This is a genomic window from Ralstonia mannitolilytica (genome assembly GCF_000954135.1).
GTDB classification, from domain to species: Bacteria; Pseudomonadota; Gammaproteobacteria; order Burkholderiales; family Burkholderiaceae; genus Ralstonia; species Ralstonia mannitolilytica.
The window spans coordinates 379,039-395,669 of sequence record NZ_CP010800.1; the positions used below are offsets into that span (position 1 = coordinate 379,039).

General features: G+C 67.2%; 19 protein-coding genes. 8 read left to right on the forward strand and 11 right to left on the reverse strand.

Annotation, left to right across the window (positions count from 1 at the left end; genetic code table 11):
- Window positions 1–195: 195 nt before the first annotated feature.
- Complete coding sequence (locus TK49_RS18365) at window positions 196–1,488, reverse strand: MFS transporter (RefSeq protein ID WP_045220315.1); 1,293 nt, start codon at window positions 1,486–1,488, stop codon at window positions 196–198.
- Window positions 1,489–1,575: 87 nt separating this feature from the next.
- Between TK49_RS18365 and TK49_RS18370 the strand changes: the two genes are divergently transcribed.
- From TK49_RS18370 to TK49_RS18385, 4 genes are all read left to right on the forward strand, one after another.
- Window positions 1,576–2,538 carry a GlxA family transcriptional regulator gene (locus TK49_RS18370; protein WP_045218828.1) on the forward strand — a complete coding sequence of 321 codons (963 nt, stop codon included), beginning with the start codon at window positions 1,576–1,578 and terminating at the stop codon, window positions 2,536–2,538.
- A 61-nt stretch (window positions 2,539–2,599) separates the two neighbouring features.
- A complete protein-coding gene (locus tag TK49_RS18375; protein WP_045220317.1) occupies window positions 2,600–3,277 on the forward strand; it encodes a glutathione S-transferase in 678 nt (225 codons plus the stop codon).
- Window positions 3,278–3,285: 8 nt separating this feature from the next.
- Window positions 3,286–4,146 (forward strand): class I SAM-dependent methyltransferase, encoded by an 861-nt coding sequence (locus TK49_RS18380; protein ID WP_045218830.1) that lies wholly within the window; start codon window positions 3,286–3,288, stop codon window positions 4,144–4,146.
- Between the two features lie 103 nt (window positions 4,147–4,249).
- Window positions 4,250–4,714, forward strand: coding sequence for a cupin domain-containing protein (locus tag TK49_RS18385; RefSeq protein ID WP_240480047.1), 465 nt, complete (start codon window positions 4,250–4,252; stop codon window positions 4,712–4,714).
- Between the two features lie 10 nt (window positions 4,715–4,724).
- Here TK49_RS18385 and TK49_RS18390 read toward each other — a convergent pair whose 3' ends face one another.
- From TK49_RS18390 to TK49_RS18410, 5 genes are all read right to left on the reverse strand, one after another.
- Window positions 4,725–5,057, reverse strand: coding sequence for a hypothetical protein (locus TK49_RS18390; protein ID WP_045218832.1), 333 nt, complete (start codon window positions 5,055–5,057; stop codon window positions 4,725–4,727).
- A 109-nt stretch (window positions 5,058–5,166) separates the two neighbouring features.
- Window positions 5,167–5,532 (reverse strand): response regulator, encoded by a 366-nt coding sequence (locus TK49_RS18395; protein WP_045218834.1) that lies wholly within the window; start codon window positions 5,530–5,532, stop codon window positions 5,167–5,169.
- A gap of 19 nt (window positions 5,533–5,551) precedes the next feature.
- The gene (locus TK49_RS18400; RefSeq protein ID WP_045220321.1) at window positions 5,552–6,091 is read right to left on the reverse strand and encodes a hypothetical protein; all 540 of its coding nucleotides are present in this window, start codon (window positions 6,089–6,091) and stop codon (window positions 5,552–5,554) included.
- Window positions 6,088–6,810, reverse strand: coding sequence for a methyl-accepting chemotaxis protein (locus TK49_RS18405; RefSeq protein WP_045218836.1), 723 nt, complete (start codon window positions 6,808–6,810; stop codon window positions 6,088–6,090). Before TK49_RS18405 ends, TK49_RS18400 begins: the two co-directional genes overlap by 4 nt.
- A complete protein-coding gene (locus TK49_RS18410; RefSeq protein ID WP_045218837.1) occupies window positions 6,810–9,194 on the reverse strand; it encodes a HAMP domain-containing protein in 2,385 nt (794 codons plus the stop codon). The genes TK49_RS18405 and TK49_RS18410 overlap by 1 nt, the downstream gene beginning before the upstream one ends.
- Window positions 9,195–9,644: 450 nt before the next feature.
- Here TK49_RS18410 and TK49_RS18415 point away from each other — a divergent pair, with 450 nt between their 5' ends.
- Both TK49_RS18415 and TK49_RS18420 read left to right on the forward strand, forming a co-directional pair.
- Window positions 9,645–10,043, forward strand: coding sequence for a DUF1801 domain-containing protein (locus TK49_RS18415; RefSeq protein ID WP_045218840.1), 399 nt, complete (start codon window positions 9,645–9,647; stop codon window positions 10,041–10,043).
- A 65-nt stretch (window positions 10,044–10,108) separates the two neighbouring features.
- Entirely contained in the window at window positions 10,109–10,438 is a 330-nt protein-coding gene (locus TK49_RS18420) for a DUF2322 family protein (RefSeq protein ID WP_045218842.1), read from the forward strand.
- Between the two features lie 11 nt (window positions 10,439–10,449).
- Here TK49_RS18420 and TK49_RS18425 read toward each other — a convergent pair whose 3' ends face one another.
- Window positions 10,450–11,700 carry a phosphatidylserine decarboxylase family protein gene (locus TK49_RS18425; protein WP_045218843.1) on the reverse strand — a complete coding sequence of 417 codons (1,251 nt, stop codon included), beginning with the start codon at window positions 11,698–11,700 and terminating at the stop codon, window positions 10,450–10,452.
- Window positions 11,701–11,715: 15 nt separating this feature from the next.
- Window positions 11,716–12,291 carry a hypothetical protein gene (locus TK49_RS18430; protein WP_045218845.1) on the reverse strand — a complete coding sequence of 192 codons (576 nt, stop codon included), beginning with the start codon at window positions 12,289–12,291 and terminating at the stop codon, window positions 11,716–11,718.
- 123 nt (window positions 12,292–12,414) lie between these two features.
- Between TK49_RS18430 and TK49_RS18435 the strand changes: the two genes are divergently transcribed.
- Together TK49_RS18435 and TK49_RS18440 are read left to right on the forward strand one after the other, a co-directional pair.
- Window positions 12,415–13,050: a UdgX family uracil-DNA binding protein gene (locus TK49_RS18435; RefSeq protein ID WP_045218847.1), complete on the forward strand. Its 636-nt coding sequence runs from the start codon at window positions 12,415–12,417 to the stop codon at window positions 13,048–13,050.
- Window positions 13,051–13,146: 96 nt separating this feature from the next.
- A complete protein-coding gene (locus TK49_RS18440; RefSeq protein WP_157774014.1) occupies window positions 13,147–13,500 on the forward strand; it encodes a hypothetical protein in 354 nt (117 codons plus the stop codon).
- A 272-nt stretch (window positions 13,501–13,772) separates the two neighbouring features.
- Here TK49_RS18440 and TK49_RS18450 read toward each other — a convergent pair whose 3' ends face one another.
- From TK49_RS18450 to pgaC, 3 genes are all read right to left on the reverse strand, one after another.
- Window positions 13,773–14,003: a hypothetical protein gene (locus tag TK49_RS18450; protein ID WP_045220324.1), complete on the reverse strand. Its 231-nt coding sequence runs from the start codon at window positions 14,001–14,003 to the stop codon at window positions 13,773–13,775.
- Between the two features lie 379 nt (window positions 14,004–14,382).
- A complete protein-coding gene (gene pgaD / locus TK49_RS18455; RefSeq protein WP_045218854.1) occupies window positions 14,383–15,354 on the reverse strand; it encodes a poly-beta-1,6-N-acetyl-D-glucosamine biosynthesis protein PgaD in 972 nt (323 codons plus the stop codon).
- Complete coding sequence (pgaC, locus tag TK49_RS18460) at window positions 15,351–16,631, reverse strand: poly-beta-1,6-N-acetyl-D-glucosamine synthase (protein ID WP_045218856.1); 1,281 nt, start codon at window positions 16,629–16,631, stop codon at window positions 15,351–15,353. Before pgaC ends, pgaD begins: the two co-directional genes overlap by 4 nt.

Here is a 16,631-nt window from a genome sequence, read left to right on the forward strand (position 1 = left end):
TGTTGCCCGGTGTGCTGGAAGCACCCGTTTGATATAAACGAAGCTAACGACAGATTCTCAGAGAGCTTTAACCGATCTGTGGCCCCTGGCTGCCTGCGGGGCACGGCCTTGCGCCCCGCAAGGCCTTGCCCCGCAAGGGCTGGCTTGAAACGAAATTCAGAACTGCACGCAGGTTCCGAACACCGGCGCGTGAAATCACGAGCGCGGCATACGACCACCGGCGGAGCGCGGCTGCACCGCCGGCAGCACCCGCCAGGCCAGCAGCGCGCTACCCGCCGCCACGAGCCACACGACCGGCCATGACGACCACGCCAGCAGCTGCGGCAGGCACAACGACGTGAGGCCGAGCGCCGCAAACGCCCCCGTGTTTCCCAGGCCCAGCGCGGTGCCCGCCCGCTGCGCGCCGGCCAGCGTCGCGAGTTCCGTGTAGCCGACACCATGCCACGCCGACACACAGATGCCGCCGGCCACGATGACCGCCACCAGCGCCACGCGCATGACCGTCAGGTCCATCGACCACGCCCACGTCATCCAGGCCACCCCGGCCAGCGCGACAAACAGCGCCGCACTCCAGCGGGCGCAGGTCAGCAGATATGCGCGGCGATTGCCGTGCCGATCGGTCCAGCGGCCGCTCCAGACGCGCATGACGGCCGCACCGCCCTGCACCGAGGCCATCGTCAGGCTCAGCGTGAGGACGCCGGCATGCGCGAAATCGCGCAGGAACACCGTGGCAAACGCCACCACCGCGCCCTGCGGTACGCACAGCAGGCCAATGGCCAGCGCCATGCGCCACAGCACCGGATCGCGCAACGGTGCGGCGCCGGCCGCTTCGCCGGCCCCAGCCATGCTGGCCTGCGCGATGCCGGGCGCCTCGTGCACCCACAGCCACGTCAGCACCGCCGTCACAGCGCAGGCCGCGGCCAGCCCGCCGTAGACCGCGCCAAAGCCGGCATGCGCGGCCAGGCCCGGCAACACCAGCGCGCCAATGCCGCCACCCAGCGGCACGGCAGTCTGGCGGATGCTCATGGCGAGCCCGCGCTCCCCTTCGCGAAACCAGCCCATGACCGCGCGGCCGCTGGAGCCGTTCACGCTGCCGCCCAGCAGCCCGACGCTCAGCATGCCCGCCACCAGCCACGCCAGGGGCGGCGCGCTGCCATGCAGCGGCACCGCGCAGCACGCCATCACGAGCAACGCCAGCGCGGTCAGGCCGAGCCCCGCGAGCAGCACCGTGCGGTCGCCCCAGCGGTCGGTCAGCAGGCCCCATGGCAGTTCGCTGACGGCAATGCCCAGCCCCAGCGCCCCCAGCGCGACGCCCAGCTCCGCATTGCCCAGGTGATACGCAGAGCGCATGAACACGGCCGTGGTCGGGATGCCTGAGAACGCCGCCGAAAAACTCGCGTTGGCCGCCACGCCCACGCCGAGCACCTTCCAGCGGTGATGGCGTGAAACCTCGCCTTCGGCGGCCGGGGAACAGACTGCTGTCGTCATGGTGTGCTCCAGGAGTGCGTTTGACAGCGCCAGCATGGCGGAGCAACATCCGTCTTGAATGACGTTATTCCCTCATTTCAAGCCATCATGCGCAGAATCGGTTTTCTGGTGTTTCCCGGCTGCAGCCTGCTCGACTTCACCGGCCCGCTGACGGCCTTTGACGTGGCGAACCGGCTCGCTGCGCAACCAGCGTATCGGATTGATGTCGTGTCCGAAGGGGGCGCGCAAGTGCAGAGCGCACCGGGCCTCGTCATGCAGACGCAGCCGCTGGACGACCCGGCCTTCGACACGCTGGTCATCTCGGGCGGCAACGGCCCGCGCGAAGATGCGTTTTCTGCCCGGCTGATCGCCTTCGTGCAGGAAGCGGCGCGGCACTCGCGGCGCATGACCAGCGTGTGCTCCGGCGCGTTTGCCCTGGCGGCGGCGGGGCTGCTCGACGGCCGCCGCGCGACCACGCACTGGCGCATGGCGGCGTTGCTGCAGCGGCGCTATCCGCGCGTGCAGGTGCAGAGCGACCATATCTTCATCCACGATGGGCCGGTGTGGACGTCGGCAGGGATCTCGTCGGGCATCGACCTGGCGCTGGCGCTCATCGAAGACGACCTGGGTGTCGACGTATCGCGCGCGGTGGCACGCGAATTGGTGGTGTATCACCGGCGCCCGGGCGGGCAATCGCAGTTCTCGGCGCTGCTGGAGCTGGATCCGGCATCGAGCCGCATCGCCCGGGCGCTGAGCTATGCACGCGAGCACCTGCATGAAGCGCTCGATGTCGACCGCCTGGCAGAGGTCGCGCACCTGAGCCGCCGCCAGTTCGACCGCGCCTTCGTGGCCGAGACGGGACAGACGCCCGCCAAGGCCATCGAAAAACTGCGTGCAGAAGCCGCGCGCCCGCGCGTAGAGGCGGGCGACGAATCGCTGGAGCAGGTGGCGCGCGCGGTCGGCTTTGCTGATCCGGAACGCATGCGGCGCGCGTTCATCCGCGTGTTCGGCCAGCCGCCGCAGTCCGTGCGGCGCTCAGGCCGCGCCGGGCATGCGCGCCTGGTCGCGTAGCAGCGCCGCAGCCCCGATTCCGTTACCCTGACGCGCCCGAATGTCCTGCACCGCCATCACGATGTCCGCCGACGCCACCCTGCCCCTGCTCTACAGCTATCGCCGCTGCCCCTATGCGATGCGCGCCCGCCTGGCGATGCTGCAAGCCCACCGCCGGTTCCAGACCTTCGAGATCGTGATGCGCGACAAGCCGGCCGAGCTGCTTGCGCTATCGCCCAAAGGCACCGTGCCGGTGCTGCGCCTGCCCGACGGCACCGTGCTGGAAGAAAGCCTGGACATCATGCGCTGGGCCTTCGAGCCGGACGACGCGCAAGGCTGGTGGCGCCGCGCCCAGGCCGACGACAACCTCGCGCTGCTGCGCACCAACGACGGCGAGTTCAAGCGCCTGCTCGATCGCTACAAATACCCCGAGCGCTATCCAAACGAAGCCGTCCCGCGCGAGACGGTGCGCGCACAGGCCGTTGAGGCCCTGCTGGCGCCGCTGGAATCGCGCTTGCAGCATCAGCGGTATCTGGGCGGGGCGCAGCCGTGTGCGGCCGACCTGGCGATCTTCCCGTTCGTGCGGCAGTTTGCGGCGGTGCAGCCCGATTGGTTCGCGGGCCAGCCGCTGCCCACCGTGCAAGCGTGGCTGGCCGGGTGGCTCGCCAGCCGCCTGTTCGCGGTGTGCATGACAAAGCAGCCCGTGCAGGCCTTCGCGGTGTTTCCCGACTACGAGCCGTCGACCGACCGGATGGAGTGATCCTTGCCATGAACGACGCACACGATGCCGCCCCCGACAGCACCGCCGCCCGCGTCGCGTTGTGGCGCGCGTTGCACGTGCAGAGCGACGCTGCGCCCCACGTGCTGGAAGACGAGGTGGGCCTGAAGCTGCTCGCGCCTGAACCGGGCTGGCAGCAGCGCGGCGACATGCACCCCCAGTTCACGCGGCCGTTTCGCGCGTCCATCGTGGCGCGTGCGCGGTTCATCGAGGACCTCGTCATCGAACACGCGGCGCACGGGTTGCGCCAGTACGTGATCCTGGGGGCGGGGCTGGACAGCTTTGCGCAGCGCCGGCCCGACGTGGCCTCGCGCATGACGGTGTTTGAAGTGGACCCGCCCGGCCCGCAGGCCTGGAAGCGCCGGCGCCTGATGGAACTCGGCTATGGCGTTCCGGACTGGCTGCGCTTCGTGCCGGTGGATTTCGAGGCGCGGCAATCGTGGCAGGACGCCCTGGTCGATGCGGGCTTCGATGCCGGCAAGCCCGCCGTCGTGGTATCGACCGGCGTGAGCATGTACCTGACCAAGGAAACGAATGCGGCCACGCTGCGGCAAGTGGCATCGCTGGCGCCGGGCTCGATCTTTGCCATGACGTTCCTGCTGCCGCTGGAGATGGCGGACCCGGATGTCCGCCCAGGGCTTGAGATGGCCGAGAAAGGCGCGCGTGCGAGCGGCACGCCCTTCATCAGCTTCTTCACCCCGGCCGAGATGCTCGCGCTCGCGCGGGACAACGGCTTGCGCGAGGCGCAGCACATCTCGGCAGACGCATTGACGGCGCGCTACTTTGCCGGCCGCGCCGATGGCCTGCGCCCGCCACGCAATGCCGAAGAACTGCTGATCGCAACGGTCTGATCCGTGCAGCCCGCGCACAGGCGCTGTGTGCGTGCGCGGATTCTCGCGGCGGGGCGCCTCTCCTAGACTGGCCCGACTTCCACAGCCCTTTCAGGAGAAACCCATGATGTTGACCCCCCGACGTACCGGCGCACTCGTTGCCGCGGCCTTGCTCGGCTCACTCGTCGCCCAGGCGGGCCATGCCGCCGAGCAACGTGTCGTGCCGCTGCCGCTCGTGTCGTTTCCGACCGCCAGGCTGCAGTGGCGCGAGTTGCCGGACACCGGCGGCATCCAGGTGGCCGACGTGCGCGGCAGCATCACCGGCAAGGGGCCGTACGAAGCGTTCGTCATCTTCCCGGCCGGCAAGGGCAATCCGTACCACGTGCATACGCAGAACCTGCCGACGGTGGTGCTCAAGGGAACGTTCTACGCCGTGATCGACGGCAAGCGCGTGGCGTATCCGGCGGGCTCGTTCTATCAGCTGCCCGCCGGCATGCCGCATTACAGCGGCTGCGAAAAGGGGGAGGACTGCCTGCTGTTCCAGTATCAGGCCGACCGCTTCGACCTGGTGCCCGTGGCAAAGAACTGAGCGCCGCGCGCTACTGATCGCGCAGCGGCCCGGGCAGCGCCTTGAGTCCGATCCACAGCACCGCGATCACCACGTTCACAGGCACGCTGAGCGCGCTCGGCACGTAGAACAGCACCGACAGGCGCGGCGTGCCGAGCCCCAGTTCCAGCGCGCCGCCCAGCGCATAGCACAGCAGCCCGCACCACGCCCATCGTCGCATGTAGGCGAGCAGCCAGTGCGCATGTGCCTTGTTGAAGCGCCACGCGGCCGACCGCTCGAACAGGTTGCCGCGGCTGGCGTCCTTGAACAGCCAGCCGAAGAAGAAGTAGCGGTACAGCAGGGTGCGAAAGGCGAGCTCTTGCATGACGACTCCTTCAGCCCACGGCCTCGGTCAAGCAAGTTTGGCGCCAAAAACACGTGCGCGCCACGCCCGCCGGCATCGAGTCGACGATGGCGCACCCCGGTGCCGCGTGTCAGCTCGCCAGCTTCTTGAACGTCTCCAGCACCGCCTCACCCTTGAACGGCTTGACGATCCAGCCTTTCACCCCGGCCGCCCGGCCGCGGTCTTTCATGGCGGTGCTGCTTTCGGTGGTCAGCATGATGACGTTGACCGTGTTGTTGCCGAGTTCACCGCGCACCTTTTCCACCATCGTGAGGCCGTCCATGTTCGGCATGTTGACGTCGCTGATGACGAGCTTCACGCCGGGGTTGGCCTTGATCTTGGCCAGGCCGTCCTTGCCGTCCACGGCGGTATCCACGGCGAGGCCGTGCTTCCTCAGAAAACCGGCCACCTCGTCACGCACGGTGCTCGAATCGTCGACCACCAGGATCCTTGTCATCGTCTTCTCTCCTTTTTCGTCAGAACAGTTCCAGCTCGCCGCTGGGCTGCACCTCGTCACGTACGTCGGCCACGAAATCGAGCGGTGCATGCGCGCACACGCAAACGGTCGCCGCCACGCGCACGTCGCCGTTGATGGTGACCGCATACGACGCTACATAGCCGGGTTTGAGCACATCGAGATACGACACGCAACGCGCACTCACCGCATACGGCGTCGACATGCCGAGGTCCGGAAACGCCTGCAGCAGCTCCTGGTTGATCGCGCCGCAGCACAGGTTGGCGATCTCCATGCACGCTTCGTCAAACGGGCGCCCGTTGCCTTCGCCGGCGAAGTACCGGCGCGTGGGCTCCGATGCATCGAAGCGCAGCACCAGCAGCAACCGGAACGCCACCGACGAGATGGTCAGCAGGACGGCCTGCTCGCCTGCAACGGCATCGTCATCCGAGGCGGCAGCCACGGCCACGCTGCATGCGTCTTCTGCGTGCAGTACGAGCCGCGTGCGCGCCGCCTTGCGGAAGATGCGGTCCAGGCTGTCCTGTGCGTTGGTGCCGATCACGTGCGGTCCGTCCACGATTCAAACGCGCTGGCCAGCGCCTCGACGCTCGACAGCGATGCGGTGATCATCTTGCCGCCCGCCTGGATGTCCTGGAACGTGGCGGTGGTGGTGAGGTCGTTCAGGTGCAGGCTGTCGCGGTAGCTCTTCGAGAGTTCCTCCGAGCGCGCCGCCAGCGTGCGGACCTCGCTGGCGACTACGGCAAAGCCGCGCCCCGCCTGGCCCGCACGCGCGGCCTCGATGGACGCATTGAGCGACACGATCACCACGTGCCGCACGATCGACTGCAGCTCCTGGTTCTTGGCATGCATGTCGTGGTTCTGCTCCATCAGCGAAATCATCTGCTCGTGCCAGCGCTCGAACGTGAGCGCCAGGCCGCGCAGGCGCGCTGCCTCCTGCGCAATCCGTCGGGCGCGGTCGGCCAACTGCGACTTGGCGTGCGCGGCCGACTGCAGCTCCGTGCGCAACTGCTCGATGACTTCCAGCTGGTCTGCCGCGGCATCGCGCATCTGCGCGACGGAGGTCTCCAGCGCGGCAACCTCGTTCGCGTGCCGCTGCGCGATGGCGGTTTGCCTGGCGACGGCTTCCGACAACTCGGAGGCCTGCTGCTGCGCATCGCGCAAGCTGCTCGCCAGCGCGTTCACGCGACGCTGCTGCACGAACCACGTCACCGCGCCCAGCACGATCCCCGCCGCCAGCGCGGCCAGCATGGTCGATTCCATCACGATGCTTCCTGATCCTCGGCCACACGCGTGGCACCGGCCGGGCCAACGGCGGCATGCACGCTGTCCACCGCCAATCGCTCGGGCAGGCAGATGACCATCTGGAACGGGCGGAATGCCGCGCCCCTGCGGTCGTCGGTGAAACGCAACTCGATGCGGCCCTGCTCGCGGCGCAGGAATTCCTGCACCGCGTCCATGCCGACCCCCCGGCCCGACACAGCCGTCACCTCGTCGGCCGTGGAGAACCCCGGGCGGAGGATGTACTGCGCGATGTCTTCGTCGCTGGGCCGATCGTCCGGTCCGATCCAGCCGCGCTCCACGGCAATCGCGCGGATGCGATCGAGTGCAAGGCCGCGGCCGTCGTCGCACAGCGTGATCTGCAGCATGCCCCGGTCGACGCCCACCTCGATGTCGAGGGAGCCGGCGGCGGGCTTGCCTTGTGCCATGCGCACGTCGGCGGTTTCGATGCCGTGGTCGACGGCGTTGCGCAGCAGATGGGTGAACACGTTCTGCAACACGCCGCGCGCCGCGGTCCGCATGCGGTAACCGTTGTCGTCGATGCGCACGCGGACGGGCTCCTTGCCAAGCTCGCGCGCAAGCGAGGGCAGCGACTGCAGCGTGCTGCCCAGCAACTCGCCAAGAGTCTCGCTGTCTGCCAGGCGCAATTGCTGGTACACCGTCTCGCGCATGGCGGCCAGTTCATCGAGGCTGGCCGGGTTGGCCGCTTCCAGTGCCCGCAGGCTCTCGTGAATGCGCGCCAGGACCGCTGGTGCGGCGTGTGCGGCCGCGCCGTGTGCCGGTTCCGACTTGCGGCCGAGCTTCACCTCGTTGATGCGTGCGTAGTTCTCGATGGCCTCGCGCACGCGCGTCAGCTCCGCCATCAGCCAATCCTGGTCCCACGCGTGCTCGCTGCCCGGCTCGCGCAGCGCATGGTAGGTCTGCTCCGTTTCGTGCACCACGTTGGTCAAGTACTGCAGGTTGTACGTGCGCGCGTTGCCCTTGATGGTGTGCATGTTGCGGAAGAGCGCGGCAATGGCGGCGCTGTCGGCCTGCGAGTACTGGCGGATGATGCGCTCGTTCTCGTGCACGAAGCTCGTGGAGCTCTCGATGAAGTGCTGGAACTTCTCCTGGCTGACCGCGAGGATCTCGCCGATGATCTCCAGGTTGCGGCGCTGCTCGCTCGCTTCAGCGGCCAGCTTGCGCAGTTCGGTCACGTCGCGCACGCACAGCATCAGGCGCAGGATCGTGTCGCTGTCGTCGGTAATGGCCGACCACGACAGGTCGAGCGTCTTCACACGGCCATCGGGCATGCGCTTCTCGACTTCGGTGGCCAGCAAGTGCTGGTTGAACGCGAAGTTGATGATGTCCTGCCCCAGGCACGCGTCCACGGCCGCCTCCACCTGCGACAGCGCATCGGTGCCGAGGTTGGTGTCGGCAAAGACGAGCGCCATGAGGCTGCGCCCGGCAATGTCCTGCGTCTCGAAGATCGATTCGAGATAGATGGAGTACTCCTCGTGCACCGTGCCGCTGCCCACCACGGTCAGGATGCCCTGCTGCATGTTCTGCAGCATCGCCTGGATATCGGCCGTCTTCTGCTTGAGCAGCGCGGCGTTCTCCTGGATCTTCTCGATCATCCGGTTGAATGCGACGACCGAATGGCCGATTTCATCCATGCGGCCCACAGGCACACGGCGCGTGAAATCCTGGCTGGCGGCGATCTCGCTCATCTCGGCCTGCATGCGCGTCAGCGGCCGGGTGATCTGCCGGTACAGCAGCATGCCGATGGCCGTCAGCACCACGATGGCAATGCCGCTCACCGCGCCAATGGCAGTGGCCGTGGTGGCGAGCTTGCCGTTGAGCACGGTGATGGCTGCGTCCTTCTCGCGGTTCTTCTCGATGCGCAGCGTCTCGACGATCTTCTCCAGCACGTCGCGGTAGCTCGCCACGTTGGCAAACAGGAAGGCCTGCGCCAACTCGTTCTTGCCCGCGAGCTTCATGTCGGTGGTCTGCCCGATTGCCTCGACATAGCTGTCGACGGCTTCCTTGGCCTGTGCAACCAGGCCTGCCTGGGCATGGCTGTTGGCGCGTGTGGCCTGCACCTGCAACGCAGCGCGCAGCGCGGCCTCCTTGGCCTGCAGATCGCCCCGGGCCTGCGCAACGATGTTGCCGTCGGGCGCATACACGAGCGTCATCGTGGCCAGTTGCACGTCCTTGACGAGCGCCACCAGATCGGCCGATGCCAGCGCACTCGGCACCACGCCCTCGGTCACCTTGCGCACCTCTGCGGCGCCGCTGCGCGTCTGGTAGACGGCATAGCCGCCAATGGCCGCCAGTGCAATGAACATCAGCACGACCAGCAACGTAATCCGCTGACGAATAGTCATTTTTCAATTCTCTCGATTCAATCGCCCCGCCTGAAAGCGAGGTACACGCCCGTTGATTTCCTGAACATCGGAGGCGCAATTATTGAAGTCGAAAGATGACCAATCGATGACTCCCATATTCATCATCCGGCTATTGCAATGCGCAGGCATTGCATACCGACATCCTTACCGTGCTTGGCTTGGCGGCAAACCGGCGCTTGCACCCTACTCACGTGGGGAATTTCAGCAAGCAGCTAAAGTTTCTCGCGTTGCCGCCGTTAAAAGTGCGCGGCTTTTTAAGCTCGATTTTTATTGCTGGAATTTCAAATCCAGCAAAAATGCATTTCTCAGGTTTCCCATTCCGGAGAAACCGGCGGCTGCACGCGGGCGCGGCGCAGACGCGCACAGTGGCCGCCCGGCTGCGTTCCTGCCAGAATGCTCTGCGGATACATCCATTACGGAGCCAGCGTCATGACCAAGAACAGCGCGCCCGACAGCGCCGTGCCCGCATCCGAATTGATCGATGCCCGCATCGCGGAGCTCGGCGACTGGCGCGGGGCGATGCTTGCCCGCCTGCGTGCGCTCATCCATGCGGCCGACCCGGAGGTGGTCGAAGAATGGAAATGGAGCGTGCCCGTGTGGTCGCACGACGGCATCATCTGCACCGGCGAGGTCTACAAGCAGGCGGTGAAGATGACGTTTCCGAAGGGCGCGTCCGTGCCGGACCCGGCGGGCCTGTTCAATGCGAGCCTGGAAGGCAATGCGCGCCGCGCGATCGACTTCCGGGAGGGCGACAAGGTCAACGAGAAGGCGCTGAAGGCGCTCATCCTGGCGGCCGTTGCGGTCAACCAGTCCAAGACCCGCCGCTAGGCTCGCGTTGGCCGGGCCGAGCCGCTAACATACGGCCCGCCTGATCAACCAACGGAGCCATTGCAGTGATCCAGCCCACCCCCGTCTTCAAGGACAACCTCGCCCAGCTGCCCGCCATTGACGGCATCGAGCGCATCGATCTGATCGACGGCCAGGGCGCCGTGGTGGCCGACATCGAGAACAAGCCCGGCAAGCAGGGGTCGCTCGCGGTGTATCACTACCTGCAGCAGACGTTCGGCCAGCTCGACGCGCAGGCAGCCGAGCACGGACTGGCCGTGTTTGCCGAGCACACCGCCGACGCGCGAAACCGCCCGGGCGCGCACCCAAACGTCGACCGCCTGCTCGCCATCGCGGCGGGTGCACCGGCCCTGCGCATCCACGTCGTCAAGGCCTGACGCCGCTGCTGCTAGCGTGCCCGCGCGAGTGCAGCGTTCACCTTGACCGGCTCGCCGCTGCCCGCGGGCGGCGGCTCCACCAGAAACGACTCGATGACGTCGGGCTCGAAGAAGAGGCAGTACGTCGACCCGCCGTACTGGAAGAAGCCGAGCTCCTCGCCCTTGCGCACGCGCTGGCCGGGCGTGACGTCGATCATGCAGGACGACACCTCGCCCATGCCGATGAACACGCACGCCACGGTGCCCATGCCCGGGTCATCGCAGGCGATCGTGATGACGGCGCGCGCGGCCACCGCGGCGCTGTAACCCTGCGAATCGTTCAGTCCCTCCGGATCGGCGCCCTCCGATTCCACGCACGAGTAGTACGTGCCTTCCACGTGATACGTATCGACGATCGTGCCGCCGACGGGCGCGTGCCAGCGGTGGTAGTTGTACGCGCTCAGGAATGCCTGATAGACGCTCCCGCCGGCGAAGGTCTCCGCCAGGTTCGCCTTGCCCGGCCCGAAGATGTCGCGCAGCGAATACGGCTGCGCCTTGATCCAGAACGTATCTTCGTAGCGCGCATTGCGCGTGATGTTGTACGGCGCGGCCTCGCACGCGCTGACGACGAGTTTGGGGTCGTCCTCGCACGCCACCGGACGCATGCCGGCACGGAAGCGCCGCGTGAAGAAATCGTTCCACGAGGCAAAGCCCCAGTACGGCTGCGTCGGGTCGCACAGAAACTGGTCCATGCCGACACGCCGCGTCGCTTCGGGGCAGAACCAGCCGTCGGGCGCATGCGTGTTCAGGTAGGCGCGCGAATGCGGCCCGCTGAGGAAGGCGCTCCAGCCGTTGAGCACGGCCTTGAGCGCGTCGTTCATGCGCCGGTCGCGGAACAGCGCGTAACCGGAAGGCATGCATATCGGCCAGTCGAGCAGCGCGTTGATCGGACACACCACCATGCTCGATTCATTGAACCGCGGCGCCGTGGTCACGACGTGATCGATGGCAAGGAGCAGTTCGCGGGTGTCCCGATAGCCGAGCACGTAGCCGCGGTCCCGAGCCTCGTCGATCGCGCGGGCCATGTGCATGCGCAGCGCCGGTTCGCGGTCGATCAGGCTTGCCAGCGCGCGTACGGCGGAGACGGCCGGCGTCGTGGTCCGGCGGGATAACGCCTGCTCCACGAGTTCGCAGCGAAACGCGGCAAGTTTGTCTTCGCCCTCGGGCAGCCAGTCGCCCAGCCGGCGGCGGCGGTCCTGCGGGCCATTCGATGTTGCATTCAAGTTGAGCTCCTTTTTTCAAACCCGGTGCCGTTCGGCCGCTGCGGTCGCAGGCCGGCGCTGGCGCAGGCATCGCACCAGTTCTTCGGCGTACGGCACGAGTTCCAGCAGCACGAACACGGCCAGCACACCGCCCACGTAAGCCCAGGGCAGCGGCGGATCCTTCAGGCGCAGACTGAAGTCGGGCGTGGCCGACCCCACGCCAAACAGCCCCAGCACCTCGTCCCAATGCAGCAGCGCCAGCACCGACAGCGCCATGAGCGGGATCATCTCGAGGAAGCTGTGCACGTGCTGCTCGAACGGCGTGACGTTGCGGCGCGAAACGGCATAGCTGACATCCCAGAGCGCCGTGGCTTCGTGCACCACGTAGGCCACGGCCATGATCACCAGCACGAGCGCGTTGACGTGCAGGAACAGCGCAGCCAGCACCGGCACGCCCATCTCGGCGAGCATGAGCAGATGCAGCACCGACTCCTTGGCGCCGGCCGTCTTCTCGATGTGCGTGGCGCGATGGCAGCACCAGTCGGCCACGCCCGCGACCACCCACAGCGGGATCAGGAAATACATCAGGTACAACTCGAAGAGCTGCTGCATCGCGTCTCCAACGGCACGCCGGCCCAGCCTGTGATCGACCTGTGCGACGACGCAACGTCCGTTCCACGCCTGCGCCGCGGCATCCCGCTTGCTGGGCGCTGCGCATCCTGCAAGGCGTTCCCGATGAAGACACCGAAGCCCCCTTCCCCTGCCGGCCCGCCGGACGAGACGGACCCGACCCAGCAACCCGAATCGCTCGATGCATGCCGGCGCTGCGACCTGTGGCGGCGTGCCACGCAGGCCGTCCCTGGCGAAGGCAAGCGGCGTGCACGCATCATGCTTGTCGGCGAGCAGCCCGGCGACGGCGAAGACCTGGCCGGAAAGCCGTTTGTCGGGCCCGCCGGCAAGCTGCTCGACCGGGCGCTGGCCGACGCCGGCATCCCGCGCGACGACGTGTTCATCACCAACGCGGTCAAGCATTTCAAATGGGAGTTGCGCGGCAAGCGCCGCCTGCACAAGACACCGGGGCAGCGCGAGGTGCAAGCGTGCATGTACTGGCTCGAGCGTGAACTCGAACAGGAGCAGCCCGCCGTGGTCGTGGCGCTGGGCGCAACGGCCCTGAAGGCGCTGCTCGACGATGCGCATGCGCGGCTGCAGGAGCACTTCAGCAAGGTCTCGCGTCACGCGGGCCGCATGGTGCTCGCGACGTGGCATCCGTCCTATGCACTGCGGGCGCCCGATACGGCCACCCGGGAGCGCGCTTATGCCGACATCGTCGCCGCGCTCAAGCACGCACGCACGCTGGCCTCGGGCAAGTAGCGGCGCGGGCGCGCGAGTTGCGTCGCCATGGCGGACACACCATCAGGAGCGATCATGATCAGGTCATCACGACAACATCGCGCGCGAGGCGTCATCGTGCGGTCACTCTGCGTTGCCGCGGCGATGGCGGCGGCGGTCGTCAGCACCAACGCCTTTGCACAGGCCACAGGGGCGCAGTCGGGCAGCGGCAAGGGGACATCGGTGACATCGGACAGCACCACGGCCAGCGGCAGCACCAGCCACACCGACAACCCCGTAGGCCGCGACGCCAGCCGCAACCGCAGCCGCATCGGGACCAAGCCCTCCGGCGAGTACGTGCCGCGCACGGGTTCAAGCTCGCATCAGGACAAGCACGGCAACGTGGTGAAGGACCAATCGACGGGCGGCAGCCCGCAGGGGCGTGAACGTCCGCCCGCGAGCCCGCCGAACATTCCGGCCACGCAGCCCTGAAGCGAAGCGCACAGGCGCTTGCCACAGCGTGCGTACGTCTGCCAGTACGCGCGCCGCCTCAACGGATCCAGGAGCACATATGGCGAACGAACACTCCACGCCCGCAGCGAAGCCCGCCCCCGGCGATCAAGCCAGGCCCGGCACTCCCGGCACCGGCGAAGCCGTCTGCCCGGATTGCAATGGCACCGGCCGGCGCGGCGACGTGCCGTGCCCCACGTGCGAGGGCACCGGCAAGGTCATTCAGGGCATCGGGGGCGGATGACAGGGCCGGCTCAATGCGGCGCAGCCGCCACGCGGCGCGGCGCCGGGCGTCCATGGCCCGAAGCCTTCAGAAACGCATAGCCCTGCAGAGTCACACGGGCATAACAGCGGTCCGGGCCGCGGCGCTCCAACGTGACGAGCTCTTGCTCGATCAGCGCTTCCATATCGGCGCGGTCAAGGTCGTCCGAGGCGACGCCGTCGTTGACGAGAAGCAGCACGGCAAATTCATGGGGACTCAGCACAGTTGACTCCAGCTTGTTTGTGGGCCACGGCACGCCGCCGCGACGGTGGGCTTGGTTCACTGACACCATGAGCACTGCAAGGGCTGCCGGATACATCGAGAGAGGGCATGGGCGGCTTGCAGGAGAAGCCAGCATAGGCACAGCCGCCATGCCATTCAAGGCGCCAATTCGGCGCTTTCCGGCGCGATCTTTGACCTGCGCGCGAGCCACGGCGGCAACATACGTTTGCCGTGCAGCCGCGCGCATGTGCAACAACGATTGCGCGACGTGTGCGTCGCAGGAAAATCTCGGCCTCCCCCGTTTGCGTTAGAACGTTTGCCAAAAGAAAAGCGCTCCGGTGGTCACTCACCGGAGCGCACGGAGATGGCGTTGCCCGCGGTCAGACGTCGTCGGCGACGACGTTGCCTCGGCGGCCGAACCCATGCAGGGTGTCGATGCGCTCGGCGCGGGGCAGGCGCGCATAGGGGTCTTCGAGCTGCGCGTGCACCCCGAAGGCATGCAGCGCACGGTGGTGCTCGGTCACGCGATCTGCCGCCAGTGCCGCCGCGTGCCCGTGCACGACGGCCGTCACGCTGCCGTAGTGGCGTGCCATGCCGGGGCGCAGGCCATGCGACGCAGGGGCCTCGGGCTCCACCCAGTCGCTGCGGCCGAGCCGGCCGCGATAGCCGAACCGATGGAAGCCCGCAGCATCGGCCGTGACGGTGTCTGCGGACGGGGCCACGTCGCGCGGCTGCGGAGCGTCGGTGCGGGCCAAAGACGGCTCGGCACGGTCGCCGCTCTCGGGCACGACGATCGCCTTGGAGGCGAGCACGGGCTCCTCGGGGTCGTATTCCGCGCTGCGCACGAACGGCTGCGGCGGTGTGGCGGTGCCTGCCGGCGCCGGGCGGCCGGTCCACTCCTGCCACGTCCGCACGTGCGTGATGTCGCCGTCGTCGTCGTGGTCGACCACGAGCAGGCGCGTGTTGTGCGGACGTTGCCAGGCCGGCTTGCGTGCCTGCATGGCAGCGCGCGAGGCCGCTGCGCTCGGGGTGAGCGCCGGCGGCTTGGTGCGCGCGATCTTGCGGCGGATGGTGCGGTCAAGCCGCGACAGGATCATCCACACCACGAGCACCCCGCCCATGCCGGCAATGATGTTGCCGTACATGCGCAACTGCTCGAACGGCAGGCCGCTCGGGCCCACGCTGCTGATGGAGTACCCGACGTACAGCCCCAGCAGCCCCCAGATCGAGATCACCAGGATCGGCCGGAAGATGCGGAACCACAGCACGTGGTGCAGCGTGCCGACGATCCCCTTGTCGGAAAACGACTGCCGGATCGAGTTGCGCGAGACATCAATGACGAGCATGGTCATGGCGAATTCCCCTGTTGTTGTATGCCCCGGTCAGGGCTTGTCCAGCGCGCGCGGGCACGCTGGCGCTGAAAGGCGACGGCCGGAAAGCCGACCACGGTGGTGATGAGGTTCAGGATCCAGAACGCGACCGGGTACCAGACGGTATCGATGAAGTAGCGCAGGATGCCGTCGTCGTAGCGGCGGTCGATGAAGCAGCCGATCAGCAGCTGCAGCACGCACGTGATGAACAGCAACGTGCCGTGCCAGCGCGGGAAGGCCTCCATGCGCCACTCCGGCGGCATGTCGACAACCAGGCCCAGCACCGACCATGTGATGACGAACAACATGTTGTAGGCCCACACGACCGACAGCGCGTACTCGAAGAAGATCGGCCACATCATCGACTGCCGCAGGCTCAGCATGGCGGGGGCGTACTTGATGAGCGCCTGGATGCCGCCCTTGGCCCAGCGCAAACGCTGCTTGTACAGGCCGCGGAAAGTCTCAGGCATCAGGATCCACGACAGCGCGCGCGGCTCGTAGCGGATGATCCAGCCGCCCACCTGCAGCTTCCAGCTGATGTCGATGTCTTCGGTGAGCATGTCATTGCTCCAGTAGCCCACCTCCTCGATGGCGTGCTTGCGGAACATCACCACCACGCCCGACACCGTCAGCAGCCGGCCGTACACCTGCTGCGTCCGCTTGATGAGCCCCACGATCGACGAGAACTCGCCCACCTGCATGCGACCCAGCAGCGTGGAGCGCGTGCGGATGCGCGGGTTGCCGGTGACGGCGCCCACGGTCGGGTTGTCGATCAGGTGGCGGATCATCCAGGCGATGGCGTCCACGTCGAGGATCGAATCGCCGTCGATGCACATCAGGTACTCGGCATCGGTCACCTGCGCGGCGGTGGTCAGCCCAATGGCCTTGCCCTGGTTGGACGACTGGTGGATCACGACCAACTGCGGGTACTGCGCCGCCAGTTCGTTCAGCCGCTCGCCGGTGCGGTCGGAGCTGCCGTCGTTCACGGCGATGATGTCGTAGTTCGGATACCGCATGCGCGCCAGGTGGCTGATCACCTCGCGCACATTGGCCTCTTCGTTGTAGCACGGCACGATGATCGACACCTTGGGGTAGCTCTTTACCCCCAGCAGCGCCAGGGGGTGCCGCACGTGGCTCGTCCCGCGCTCGAGCAGGAAGTAGTGCAGCAACCCGCCGATCATCCAGAAATACGACATGAAGAACGGGTAGTAGAAGACGAAGCCGGAGATCCAGCGCTTGACCAGAAGGGGGTCGAACAT

Excerpts from the sequence above, each read along its gene's own strand:
- TK49_RS18365 (WP_045220315.1), bottom strand. The coding sequence starts at position 1,488 with ATGACGACAGCAGTCTGTTCCCCGGCCGCCGAAGGCGAGGTTTCACGC.
- TK49_RS18370 (WP_045218828.1), top strand. The coding sequence starts at position 1,576 with ATGCGCAGAATCGGTTTTCTGGTGTTTCCCGGCTGCAGCCTGCTCGAC.
- TK49_RS18375 (WP_045220317.1), top strand. The coding sequence starts at position 2,600 with ATGTCCGCCGACGCCACCCTGCCCCTGCTCTACAGCTATCGCCGCTGC.
- TK49_RS18380 (WP_045218830.1), top strand. The coding sequence starts at position 3,286 with ATGAACGACGCACACGATGCCGCCCCCGACAGCACCGCCGCCCGCGTC.
- TK49_RS18385 (WP_240480047.1), top strand. The coding sequence starts at position 4,250 with ATGATGTTGACCCCCCGACGTACCGGCGCACTCGTTGCCGCGGCCTTG.
- TK49_RS18390 (WP_045218832.1), bottom strand. The coding sequence starts at position 5,057 with ATGCAAGAGCTCGCCTTTCGCACCCTGCTGTACCGCTACTTCTTCTTC.
- TK49_RS18395 (WP_045218834.1), bottom strand. The coding sequence starts at position 5,532 with ATGACAAGGATCCTGGTGGTCGACGATTCGAGCACCGTGCGTGACGAG.
- TK49_RS18405 (WP_045218836.1), bottom strand. The coding sequence starts at position 6,810 with ATGGAATCGACCATGCTGGCCGCGCTGGCGGCGGGGATCGTGCTGGGC.
- TK49_RS18410 (WP_045218837.1), bottom strand. The coding sequence starts at position 9,194 with ATGACTATTCGTCAGCGGATTACGTTGCTGGTCGTGCTGATGTTCATT.
- TK49_RS18415 (WP_045218840.1), top strand. The coding sequence starts at position 9,645 with ATGACCAAGAACAGCGCGCCCGACAGCGCCGTGCCCGCATCCGAATTG.
- TK49_RS18430 (WP_045218845.1), bottom strand. The coding sequence starts at position 12,291 with ATGCAGCAGCTCTTCGAGTTGTACCTGATGTATTTCCTGATCCCGCTG.
- TK49_RS18435 (WP_045218847.1), top strand. The coding sequence starts at position 12,415 with ATGAAGACACCGAAGCCCCCTTCCCCTGCCGGCCCGCCGGACGAGACG.
- pgaD (WP_045218854.1), bottom strand. The coding sequence starts at position 15,354 with ATGACCATGCTCGTCATTGATGTCTCGCGCAACTCGATCCGGCAGTCG.
- pgaC (WP_045218856.1), bottom strand. The coding sequence starts at position 16,631 with ATGTTCGACCCCCTTCTGGTCAAGCGCTGGATCTCCGGCTTCGTCTTC.